The sequence below is a fragment of the Ruegeria sp. YKSE079 genome, assembly GCF_059612845.1.
In genome coordinates this window covers 43798-55487 of sequence record NZ_JBXWRJ010000003.1, presented here as the reverse complement: position 1 = coordinate 55487, position 11690 = coordinate 43798, and the positions used below count along the sequence as shown (strand labels likewise).

Below are 11690 nucleotides of genomic sequence, written 5' to 3'. Positions count from 1 at the left end.
AAAGATGAAACGACGGGGTCATCCCGCATGCTCCATCACGGCATCGGCGCGGGGGCGCAGGCTTTGCGGGTCATAGGCGGGTTCGCCCAGGATGCGACCCTGACGGGGCTTGCCGGCAATCACGACCTGTACGTCCGTGCTCGGCACGTTGGCGTGCGGCTTGACATAGGCAAAGGCCAGGATCTTGCCGACCGTATGGCCGAAGGCAACCGAAGCGGTCGAGCCAACAACCTTGCCGTCCAGCAGCACCGCCTCGCCGCCATGACCGTCCTCGATGCCGTTCGGCTCGACCTCGAGATACGCGCAGACCCAGGGTAGGTCGGTGTTCAGGGTCCTGTCCCTGCCCAGATAGTTCTTGTCGGCACGCGCAAACCGCAACACGTCGGCCTCGGCCAGCGTTACCTCGTTGGTCAACTCGCCCGCACCCTTGAACGCCTTTTCCATCCTCAGCGCGTTCATCGCGAAAGACCCGTAATCGGCAATGCCATGCGGCCCGCCTGCCGCCCAAAGCGCATCGTAAACCGCCAGTGCGCTGTCACGGGGGATGTGCAACTCCCAACCCAGCTCCCCGGCATAGGACATGCGGAAAGCCCAGAGCCGGTGCCCGGCAACAGTGATTTCCTGCGCGGTCAGCCATTTGAAGCCCGCATTGGACAGGTCGGCATCGGTGCAGGCGGCCAGTACCTGACGGGCGCGCGGCCCGTTGAGCGTCAGCGCGGCCCAATCGTTCGAGCGCAGGATGATATCGACGTCTTCCTTCGCGCGCTGATGGTTCAGATGATCCAGCAGGCGCTGCTCGAAGAACGCCGCGCAAACCAGATAGTACCGCCCCTCGCCCAACTTGACGACCGTGGTTTCCAGCTCGATCCGGCCCCGGCGGTTCAGCATATGGGTCAGGGCGATGCCGCCCGTCTTCTGTGGCAGGCGGTTGGCAACCAGCCGGTCCAGCAGTGCCTCGGCGTCGGGCCCCGTCACCTCGACCTTGGTAAAGGCCGAAATATCCATGATCCCCACCGCCTCGCGCACCGCTTTGCATTCAGCGGCAACCATGTCGTGCACCACGGTTCGGCAGAACGAGTAATGATCGCGCTGTTCCACCCCGTCGCGCGCGAACCAGCGTGGACGCTCGTGACCATAGACCTCCTCGTAAACCGAACCTTTTTCCTTCAGCCGCTGGTACAGGGGCGAGGGTTTGATCGGACGCCCTGCCAACCGGTTGAAATGCGGGAACGGGATCTCGTGGCGCAGCTTGTAATCCTCATGCGCCTTGGTCACCTGCCACTCCTTGGTGGCGTAGGACCCAAAACGGCGCGGGTCATAGTCGCGCATCGAGATATCGGCCGCGCCATGCACCATCCACCGCGCCAGTTCGCGGCTCAGCCCCGGACCCCAGCCGATGCCAATCTGAGTGCCGCAGCAGCACCAGTAGTTCCTGACGCCCGGCGCAGGCCCGATCAGTGGGTTGCCATCGGGTGGGTGGGAAATCGCGCCATGCACCTCGCGCTGGATGCCCAGTTCGGCAAAGATCGGCATCCGGTTCAGGCTTTCCTCAAGCCACGGCATCACCCGGTCGTAGTCGGCATCGAACAGCCAGTTTTCATAATCCCACGGGCAATGGTCATGCCAGACCGAGTTCGAGTTCTCCTTTTCGTAGATCCCGATCAGCCCGCGTTTCTGCTCCATCCGGATATAGCCCGAGACCTTCCTGTCGTCGCGGATCACCGGCAGTTCGTGGTCGAGGTTCTCGAATTCCGGCACCGGCTCGGTCACGAAATAATGGTGCGTCATCGAGGTCATCGGCAGTTGCAGCCCCGACCATTCACCCATCTGCCGGGCATAGGTGCCACCGGCATTGACCACATGCTCGCAGCGGATGGTTCCCTTCTCGGTCTCGACCACCCACTCGCCGTTCCGGTCCTGCGTGATGTTGGTCGCGCGGCAATGGCGGACGATCCGGGCGCCCAACTGCCGCGCCCCCGCCGCCATCGCCATGGTGACATTTGTCGGGTCCACATGACCGTCATCGGGCGTGTGCAGCGCACCCAGAACCCCGTCAAGATTGTAGAACGGGTGCAGTTCGGCCACCCGCTCCGGCGCCACCAGTTCGATGTTGAAGCCCAGCGAACGGCCCACCGACAGGGTGTGGCGCAGCCAGTCCATCTCGTCCTGCGTGTAGGCCAGCCGGAACGAGCCGCAGCCATGCCATGTCACCGCCTGACCCGTCTCGGCCTCCAGCTTGCCGGAATAAAGCCCGATATTGTAATCGACGCATTTTCCCAGACCAAAGGAACTGGTCGAATGGGTGATCTGCCCCGCCGCATGCCAGGTACTGCCGCTGGTCAGTTCGGCCTTTTCCAGCAGGACAACATCGGTCCATCCTTCATGCGCCAAATGATAGGCCAGACCGACCCCCATGACACCGCCGCCGACGATCACCACGCGCGCATGGGCAGGCAGGGTTTGCTGAGACATGATTTTTCCACTTCACGAGTCGCGTTTCTGCTCGACAGGCTAATTCCACAAATGTACCATCGTCAATCATGAATGACACAAATGTATCATCTTCTGTCCTGGACCGCCTCACCGAAGAGTGGGACACCCTGACACCCGAGGCGCAGAAAGCGGCGCGTTACGTCCTGGAAAACCCCTCAGACGTTGGGGTTTCGACGGTGCGCGAAATCGCCGAAGCCGCCAATGTCAAACCCAACACATTCGTGCGCATGGCCCGCCAGGTTGGCTTTGACGGCTACGAAGATTTCCGCGCCCCGTTCCGCGAGGCGATTCGCCGGGGCACCGCGACATTCCCCGACCGCGCCCGCTGGCTGCAGGACATCGGCAAGTCGGGCGAGTTGGGCGGCCTTTACGCCGACATGATCGGCGCGGCGATCCGCAATATCGAGGAAACCTTTGCCGGCATCAGCGCCGAACGCCTGCACACCGCCGCCGAAACCATCTGGAACTGCCGGCAGGTCTTCACCCTCGGCGTTGGCGTCAACAACGCCAATGCCCGCAACTTCACCTACCTCGCCTCGACCGGCATGAAACAGTTTCACGCCATTCCCCGGCCTGGCTCGACCCCGGTCGACGATCTGGCCTGGGCGGACGAACAGGACGTGCTGATCGCGATGACCTGCAAACCCTACCGCACCGAGGTGATCGAGGCGGTGAAGCTGGCCCGCGAACAGGGCATGACGGTCGTGGGCATTTCCGACAGCCCGGCCAGCCCCGTTGTCCTGAACGCCCATCACGGCTTTGTCGTGGCCGCCGACACGCCGCAATTCTTCCCCTCGTCCGTCTCGACCATCGCGCTGCTGGAAACGCTTCTGTCCTTCGTGATCGCGGTCTCCAGCGACGAAATCGTCGAACGCGTCGAACGCTTTCACAAACGCAGACATCAACTCGGCATCTACGCGGAGGAGCCCGAATGAACGCCCCCCTGACCCACTCGCTGGCGGCGCATTATTACACCGACCCGGCCATATTCGAGCAGGAAATGAACGGCCTGCTGGCACGCACCTGGCAATATGCCGGGCATGTCAGCGACATTCCCAATCCGGGCGACTATTTCACCTTTGAAATCGCCCGGCAAAGCCTGTTCTGCATCCGCGGACGCGACGGGGAAATCCGCACTTTCTACAATGTCTGCCAGCACCGCGCGCACGAGATGGTGACCGGCACCGGCACCACCCGCGTCGTCGTCTGCCCCTATCACGCCTGGACTTACGAGCTGACCGGCGAGCTGCGCGCAGGCCCCAACACCAAGGCGGTGCCGGGGTTCGACAGGGAAAAGATCTGCCTGACATCGGTACGCACCGAGGATTTCAACGGCTTCATCTTCGTCAACCTCGACAACGACGCCGCACCGATGGACGACTGGTACCCCGGCGTGCGCGAGGAACTGCGCGAATTCGTCCCCCAGGTGGATGCGCTTGCCCCGCTGGAATGGGTGGAAATCCCCGAAAACTGCAACTGGAAGGTCTCGGTCGAAAACTATTCCGAATGCTACCATTGCCCCACCAACCACCCGACCTTCGCCACCGGTGTGATCAAGCCCGAAACCTATGACATCCAGCCGACCGAAACCGGCTATGTCCTGCGCCACACCACCGAATGCCAAAGCCTCGAGGCGATGACCTATCCCATCGACCTCAGCGTGCCGCATGCGGGCGACTACCGGTCGTGGTTCCTGTGGCCGATGTTCTCGTTTCAATGCTATCCCGGCAACGTGCTGAACACCTATCACTGGCGCGCGACAGACGTGGATCACTGCACCGTCTGGCGCGGCTGGTACACCGAAGGCGGCATCGACAGCGAGGTGATCCGGCGGCTGGCGATACAGGATCGCCAGACCACGGTCGAAGAAGACATCCGACTGGTGGAATCGGTGCATAGGGGCCTGAAATCCAAGGGATACCGCCCCGGCCCGCTGGTCCTTGACCCGGCTTGCGGCGTGATGTCGGAACACTCCATCGCCCGCCTGCAACAATGGATGCGCGAGGCCGTGGATGGCTGACTTCAGTGGCAAATGCATGTGCGGCGCGGTCAACTGGTCCTCGTCCGGCCAGATCACCCGCCGCTTGTCCTGCCATTGCGGCGACTGCCAGAAAGCCACTTCATCTCCGTTCACAACATTCGTCGGCCTCCCCCCGGAAACCGTCACATGGACCGGTGAGATCAATCACTATGAAAGCTCGCCCGGCACCCATCGCGGCTTCTGCCCCAAATGCGGCACCCGCCTCTATTTCCGCTCCGACAAATGGCCCGGAGAGATCCACATCCACGCGGCAACGTTGACTGACGCCTCCGGCTACGCCCCCGACGCCCATGTCGTCATGGCCAGCGCCGTTCCATGGCTGCATCTGGCCGATAACATCCCCAAGCACCAGAGCTTTCAGGCCGAGCCCGCCGACCAGGAGTAGACCCCATGCTGATGCCCGCCGAGTGGCAGCCCGAACACAAACTGTTCCCACATCAGGTGGGCTTCACCAGCCCGCCCTTCGACTATGACGCGGCGCCCTCGGACTTCCTGCGCATGTGCCCCGAAACTGTCGGCGTGCATGGCTGGATGCTGCATGTCCCCGACTATGTGCACGGGCTGGACCAACGCAAACGGAACTTCGGCATGATGGAAGATTTCGTCCACTGCATGTCCCGCAACGGCGCCGATGTCTGCGGCCAGGTGGGTTCAAACTGGGTGCATGCCTGCGGTCTGGGCGTCGAAGGCGTGCGCCAGCATTGTCAGGACCTCTCCGACAAATACGGCACCCGCTTTCACATGGCCGGATACGCCATGGTCGAGGCGCTGCGCGAGATGAACGTGGAAAAGGTGGCGCTGAACGCCGCCTATCACTGGCCGGAATGGTGGCAGGGTACCGTCGGGTTCCTGCGCGAGGCCGGGTTCGATGTCCTCTGGGCCGGCAATTTTCACGATCAGGGCTGGTTCGCCAGTCAGGAAGAGGTCAATTCATACCGCTGGGTGTTCGACGGTGATCTGGCCCTCAAAAGTTTCGAATATGTCGCCGACAAGGCCCCGCAGGCAGACGCGATCCTGATTAACGGAATGTGCAATTTCCGAACGGGCCCTGGCGGTTTGCCGCAACGCCCGCTGCATCTGGCGGACAAGCTGGAATCGGCGCTCGGCAAACCGGTGATCGGCCACGACATCGCGCTTTACTGGCGCATCTTCAAGTCGCTCGGAATCGCGCCCGAGACGCCGCGCGGGCGGTTGCTCAGGCGGCTTTGACCGCCAGAACGACTTGTACATTTCGCTCACCATAGCCTTTGGAACCGGTACAAAATGCACAAAATAATTGCCCTCTGGGCCGTCCCCCGCTCAACCTCGACCGCCTTTGAATGGATGATGCGCCAGCGCGGCGATCTGGATTGCCTGCACGAACCGTTTGGCGAAGCATGGTATCAGGGCGACGAACCTTTGTGGCACCGCTTCCAGCCCGGCGACAAGACGACACCGGGCCTGACCCTCGAAAGCGTCTGGGAAGACGTTCAGGGCCGCGCCCGCAAAGGTCCGGTTTTCATCAAGGATTTTCCTCACTATATCAATCACATGTGGGATGCCGAGTTTCTCTCGCACTTCACTCACGCCTTCCTGATCCGTGACCCGGCCAAGACGATCACCTCAATGTACAAGCAATGGCCGGACTTTGCCGAGGGCGAGGTCGGATTTCCCGAACAGCGCGCCCTGTTCGATCTTCTGACCGCCCTGAACGGCGCCCCGCCCCCGGTGATCGACAGCGACGACCTGCTGGAAAACCCACATGTGATTACAGAAAAATTCTGTAATTCCATGGGGATACCATTCATCGAAAAAGCCCTGACATGGAAGGCGGGCGGCGATCCCTCGGCTCACAGCTGGTGGGACGGCGGCTCGTTCCACGGCAATCTGGCCAAGTCCACCGGCCTGACACCGCAACCCCGCAAGCATATCTCCATCAACGACGCCCCCGACCGGGTCAAACAGGTGCATCGCCGGATGAAGCCGCACTATGACCACTTGTACAATCACCGGCTAACCGCCTGATGCGACACCCAAAATCCATCCGCGAAGTGGTCGAAACCGGCCTCTGCATCGGCTGCGGCCTGTGCCAGTCCATCGCACCGGAACGGTGGGTCATGACGATGACACCAGAAGGCAGATTGCGACCTGTACAGATGGCGGAAGATATTGAAAAAGATCATGAAATTCTCGCCGCCTGCCCCGGCGCAACCTGCAGCGCAGACGGTTCTGACGCGCCATATCAGGACGCGATCTGGGGCGGTTATACCTCTATGACCCGCGCATGGGCCGGTAATCCTGACACAAGGTTTCGCGCCGCCACGGGGGGTGTACTAACCGCCCTTGGTTCATGGCTTTTGCGAACAGGACGCGCCCGGTTCATCCTGCATTGCGCCGCCGACCCGGACGCCCCGATGCGCAGTAAATGGGTAATCAGCGAGACGCCCGAAGCCGTCGTCGCACGCGCCGGTTCCCGCTATGGTCCCAGCGACACTCTGGCCGGCTTGAATATCGCACTGGACAGGCAGCAACCATTTGCAATCATTGCAAAACCTTGTGACGCGGGTGCTATCCGGGAGCGTGTAAAAACCGACCCTAGAATTGACAAAATGCTGGTCGCGATGCTGGTCATGGTCTGCGGCGGCGCCTCGGATTTGAGAAAAAGCCAAACCCTACTGAACGAATACGGATTGACCGAAGACGACCTGACCCTGTTCCGCTATCGCGGCTATGGCAATCCGGGGCCGACCCGGATCGAAACCAAGGACGGACGCGCGTTCGAGAAAACCTATCTGGATATGTGGGCGGACGAAGCCGGATGGGGCATTCAGACCCGCTGCAAACTGTGCCCAGACGCCATTGGCGAAGCAGCCGACTTGGCTGCTGCCGATATCTGGCCCGGAGGGTCTCCAACCGGAGAGGATGCCGGTTTCAACGGTGTGATCTGCAGGACCGAGCGTGGACAAGACCTGTTCGATGCTGCGATTACGGATGGTGATCTTGTTAAAGATCAACGCCTTACACCACGCGACTTCGACAACTTTCAACCCCATCAAGTCAGTAAGAAACACGCGATTGCCGCCCGTCTGCGCGGAATGAGCAAGGCCGACGTGCCGGTCTATCGCCACGCCGGCCTGCGCATCGACACTCTGGACGCCGGGAGTGAAGCCGAGGAACATGGTGCCGAACACCGCACCCGCACGGGCCGGTTTGCCGAGACCATGTTGCACAATACGGAGACGACGAATGAATGACATGTTTGACGAAGACCTGTTCCTGAAGGGGTTGGAACAACGCAAAGCGACGCTGGGCGCGGAGTATGTGGAAAAGAACCTCGCCGCCGCAGATGACTTCACCCGCCCGTTTCAGGAAGCTATGACCGCGTGGTGCTGGGGCTTTGGCTGGGGTGACGATGTCATCGACGCCAAGACCCGGTCAATGATGAACCTGTCCATGATCGGAGCCTTGGGCAAGATGCACGAATGGGAAATCCATTGTAAAGGCGCGATCAACAACGGCGTCACCAGGGACGAGATTCGGGCAATCATCCATATCGTAGGCATATACTGTGGTGTCCCACAGGCCTTGGAATGTTTCCGCGTGGCACGCAAGGTGCTGGGCGAAGCCGAAATGGCTTGAGTCAAGGGAATACCCAAGATTCACAAGGCCTGCCGTCAGGCAGGCCTTTTCTGTTTGCTTCCACTGACATGTTACCGAATTCTCAAAAAAGCTGTAAACACGTTACATTTCTCTTGCCGCGAATCATTTCCAGGCGTATTACCCGACCAAGCGGTCACTTAATGACGACCTACGTAAGACTGGAGTTTCTGACGCATGGACGCTTTCATCTGCGACGCTCAACGTACCCCGATCGGGCGCTATGGTGGCGCTCTGTCCCAGGTTCGCACCGACGATCTGGCCGCCATCCCACTGGCAGCCCTGAAGGCGCGCAACCCGCAGGTGGATTGGGCCAGCCTTGATGACGTGATCTATGGCGATGCCAACCAGGCCGGTGAAAGCAATCGCAACGTCGCCCGCATGGCGGCGCTGCTGGCGGGGCTTCCTGTCGATGTACCCGGCACCACGATCAACCGCTTGTGCGCCAGCGGTATGGACGCGGTTGGCATGGCGGCCCGTGCGATCAAGGCAGGCGACTATGACATGGCGGTGGCCGGCGGTGTCGAAAGCATGTCGCGCGCTCCATTCGTCATGCCAAAGGCGACCAGCGCCTTTACCCGGTCAAACGCGGTCTACGACACCACTATCGGCTGGCGGTTCGTGAACCGGAAGATGCACGAGATGTACGGAACCGACTCGATGCCGCAGACCGCCGACAACGTTGCCGAAGATTATCAGATCAGCCGTGCAGATCAGGATGAATTTGCCGCACGCAGCCAGGCCCGCTGGGCCGCGGCGCATGAGGCCGGGGTGTTCCGGGAGGAAATCACCCCGGTCACCATTCCGCAGCGCAAGGGTGAACTGATCGTTGTGGATACCGACGAACATCCCCGCCCCGGTACGAGCGCGGAAAAACTGTCCGGCCTCAAGGGCGTCAACGGCCCCGACAAGACGGTAACGGCTGGCAACGCCTCGGGTGTCAACGATGGTGCCGCGGCGATCCTGCTGGCCAACGAGGCCACAGCGACCAAGAACGGACTGACCCCGATCGCGCGTGTCGTCGGCATGTCGGTAGCGGGTGTGGAACCGCGTGTCATGGGCATCGGCCCAGTACCTGCAAGCCGTAAGATTTTGGCCCGCGCAGGACTCACCATCGAGCAGATGGATGTGATAGAATTGAATGAAGCCTTTGCATCGCAAGGTCTCGCCACCTTGCGGGCGCTTGGCGTGGCCGATGACGCACCCCATGTCAATCCCAACGGCGGGGCCATTGCAATCGGTCACCCTTTGGGCATGTCAGGCGCGCGTTTGGTGATGACCGCCGCCTATCAGTTGAAACGCACCGGCGGGCGCTATGCGCTGTGCACCATGTGCGTCGGAGTTGGTCAGGGCGCGGCCCTGATCCTTGAACGTGTGTAAGGGAGGAGAGCCCAGATGTATGCACAGATGATCAAGACCGCCTCGTCAGGGGTGAAATCGCGCGAGGAAATGTCCGAACAGGAACGCGCCTTTCAGGACAAGATCGACAACGACATCAAGATCGAACCGCGGGATTGGATGCCGGATGATTACCGCCGTACTCTGATCCGTCAGATTGGCCAGCACGCTCATTCCGAGGTCGTGGGCCAGTTGCCAGAAGGCAACTGGATCACCCGCGCGCCAACGCTGGAGCGCAAGGCGATCCTGCTGGCCAAGGTGCAGGACGAGGCGGGCCACGGCCTCTACCTCTACTCCGCCGCCGAGACCCTGGGCGAAAGCCGGGACGAACTGATCCGACTGCTGCACGAGGGTCGGATGAAATACTCGTCGATCTTTAATTACCCCACACTGAACTGGGCCGATATCGGCGCTGTGGGCTGGCTTGTCGACGGCGCGGCGATCATCAATCAGGTGGCGCTGCAGCGTACGTCCTATGGCCCCTACAGCCGCGCGATGGTCCGCATCTGCAAGGAAGAGAGCTTTCACGCGCGTCAGGGGTATTCCGCGATCATGGCGATGGCTTTTGGTACGCCCGAGCAAAAGAAGATGGCGCAGGACGCGGTCAACCGTCTGTGGTTCCCGGCACTGATGATGTTCGGTCCCTCCGACAAGGAGTCGGTGCATTCCGAGCAATCGATGGCCTGGAAGATCAAGGTCAAGACCAACGACGAGTTGCGCCAACAGTTCGTGGATCAGACCGTTCCCCAGATCGAATATCTGGGCCTCGACCTGCCGGATTCGAACATCAAGTGGAACGAAGAACGTGGCCACTACGATTTTTCTGACCCCGACTGGTCCGAATTCTTCGACGTGCTCAAGGGCAACGGCCCCTGCAACGTCGATCGCATGGCTGCGCGCCGTAAGGCCTGGGACGATGGCGAGTGGGTCCGCGATGGGTTGCTGGCACATGCCCGCAAGAAAGCTGCCGCCAAGGTGGCAGCCGAGTAACGAAATGGACGATCTGCAGCGCGAGGCGCCCGGTTTTCAGCCACCGGTTTCACACCCCGCGCCCAGCCAGGAGGAGAACTGATCATGAAAAACGAATGGCCCCTGTGGGAAATCTTCATTCGCGGCCAGCACGGCATGAGCCACCGTCACGTAGGCAGCCTGCACGCGCCGGACGCAGAAATGGCAATCAAGAACGCCCGCGACGTCTATACTCGCCGTAACGAAGGCGTTTCGATCTGGGTGGTCGAGGCTCGGCATATCAGCGCCACTGCGCCCGGCGACAAGGGTCCGCTGTTCGAGCCGTCGGAATCGAAGATTTATCGCCACCCGACTTTCTTTGACATCCCCGATGAAGTGGGGGCGATGTGATGACCCGCGACGAAGCCTTTCTGCAATTCCTGCTGAGGATGGGGGACAATACCCTGATCCTTGGCCACCGCGTCAGCGAGTGGTGTGGCCACGCACCGGTACTGGAAGAAGACATCGCGCTGGCCAATACCGCGCTGGACCTGATCGGCCAGACCCAGATGTGGCTGGGCCTTGCGGGCGAGATTCAGGGCGAGGGAAAGACTGCCGACAATCTGGCCTTTCTGCGCGACGCCTGGGACTTCCGAAATGTCCTGATGGTCGAGGTGCCAAACGGTGATTTCGGTCGCACCCTGATGCGCCAGTTCCTGTTCGATGCGTGGCACTCGATCATTCTGGGCCGTCTGATGACATCGTCGGACGAACGTGTCGCGGCAATCGCCGCAAAGGCTAGCAAAGAGGTTGCCTATCACCTCGAACGCTCGGGCGACACGGTTGTCGGTCTTGGCGACGGTACCGAAGAAAGTCACGCCCGGATGCAGGAGGCGCTGGATTACCTCTGGCCTTATGTCGGCGAGATGTTCGCCAGCGATGACGTGGATGCCGAGATGGTAGCTGCGGGTATTGCACCCGACCCCGCCAGCCTGCGCGAAGAATTCGATGCGCTGGTTGAGCGCGTATTGGGCGAAGCGACCCTGACAATCCCGGATAGCCGCTTTGCCCGAAAGGGTGGACGCGACGGGCGTATGCATACCGAGCATTTGGGCCACTTACTGACCGAGATGCAGTGGCTGCAACGCGCCTATCCCGGCGCAAGCTGGTAAAG

Annotated in this window: 12 protein-coding genes; 11 read left to right on the top strand and 1 reads right to left on the bottom strand. The window is 61.1% G+C overall.

Going from position 1 to position 11690, the window contains the following annotated elements:
* Positions 1-18 precede the first annotated feature (18 nt).
* Complete coding sequence (locus AC2FMY_RS03530; protein WP_496806992.1) at positions 19-2472, bottom strand: FAD-dependent oxidoreductase; 2454 nt, start codon at positions 2470-2472, stop codon at positions 19-21.
* Positions 2473-2540: 68 nt separating this feature from the next.
* Between AC2FMY_RS03530 and AC2FMY_RS03525 the strand changes: the two genes are divergently transcribed.
* The 11 genes from AC2FMY_RS03525 (at position 2541) to paaC (ending at position 11688) form a co-directional block, all read left to right on the top strand.
* Positions 2541-3428 carry a MurR/RpiR family transcriptional regulator gene (locus tag AC2FMY_RS03525; RefSeq protein ID WP_480747966.1) on the top strand — a complete coding sequence of 296 codons (888 nt, stop codon included), beginning with the start codon at positions 2541-2543 and terminating at the stop codon, positions 3426-3428.
* Positions 3425-4513 (top strand): aromatic ring-hydroxylating oxygenase subunit alpha, encoded by a 1089-nt coding sequence (locus AC2FMY_RS03520; protein WP_480747967.1) that lies wholly within the window; start codon positions 3425-3427, stop codon positions 4511-4513. The genes AC2FMY_RS03525 and AC2FMY_RS03520 overlap by 4 nt, the downstream gene beginning before the upstream one ends.
* The gene (locus AC2FMY_RS03515) at positions 4506-4919 is read left to right on the top strand and encodes a GFA family protein (protein WP_496806991.1); all 414 of its coding nucleotides are present in this window, start codon (positions 4506-4508) and stop codon (positions 4917-4919) included. Before AC2FMY_RS03520 ends, AC2FMY_RS03515 begins: the two co-directional genes overlap by 8 nt.
* 5 nt (positions 4920-4924) lie before the next feature.
* Entirely contained in the window at positions 4925-5743 is an 819-nt protein-coding gene (locus AC2FMY_RS03510) for an aspartate racemase/maleate isomerase family protein (RefSeq protein ID WP_496748005.1), read from the top strand.
* A 54-nt stretch (positions 5744-5797) separates the two neighbouring features.
* Positions 5798-6538: a sulfotransferase-like domain-containing protein gene (locus AC2FMY_RS03505; protein ID WP_496806990.1), complete on the top strand. Its 741-nt coding sequence runs from the start codon at positions 5798-5800 to the stop codon at positions 6536-6538.
* On the top strand, positions 6538-7767 hold the full coding sequence (locus AC2FMY_RS03500; RefSeq protein WP_496806989.1) for a Coenzyme F420 hydrogenase/dehydrogenase, beta subunit C-terminal domain: 1230 nt from the start codon (positions 6538-6540) through the stop codon (positions 7765-7767). The genes AC2FMY_RS03505 and AC2FMY_RS03500 overlap by 1 nt, the downstream gene beginning before the upstream one ends.
* Complete coding sequence (locus AC2FMY_RS03495) at positions 7760-8152, top strand: carboxymuconolactone decarboxylase family protein (protein ID WP_496806988.1); 393 nt, start codon at positions 7760-7762, stop codon at positions 8150-8152. Before AC2FMY_RS03500 ends, AC2FMY_RS03495 begins: the two co-directional genes overlap by 8 nt.
* 195 nt (positions 8153-8347) lie before the next feature.
* The gene (gene pcaF, locus AC2FMY_RS03490) at positions 8348-9550 is read left to right on the top strand and encodes a 3-oxoadipyl-CoA thiolase (protein WP_480747973.1); all 1203 of its coding nucleotides are present in this window, start codon (positions 8348-8350) and stop codon (positions 9548-9550) included.
* 15 nt (positions 9551-9565) lie between these two features.
* Entirely contained in the window at positions 9566-10558 is a 993-nt protein-coding gene (gene paaA, locus AC2FMY_RS03485) for a 1,2-phenylacetyl-CoA epoxidase subunit PaaA (protein ID WP_480747974.1), read from the top strand.
* Between the two features lie 84 nt (positions 10559-10642).
* The gene (paaB, locus tag AC2FMY_RS03480; RefSeq protein WP_480747975.1) at positions 10643-10927 is read left to right on the top strand and encodes a 1,2-phenylacetyl-CoA epoxidase subunit PaaB; all 285 of its coding nucleotides are present in this window, start codon (positions 10643-10645) and stop codon (positions 10925-10927) included.
* On the top strand, positions 10927-11688 hold the full coding sequence (gene paaC, locus AC2FMY_RS03475; RefSeq protein ID WP_496806987.1) for a 1,2-phenylacetyl-CoA epoxidase subunit PaaC: 762 nt from the start codon (positions 10927-10929) through the stop codon (positions 11686-11688). The genes paaB and paaC overlap by 1 nt, the downstream gene beginning before the upstream one ends.
* The last annotated feature ends 2 nt before the right edge of the window (positions 11689-11690 follow it).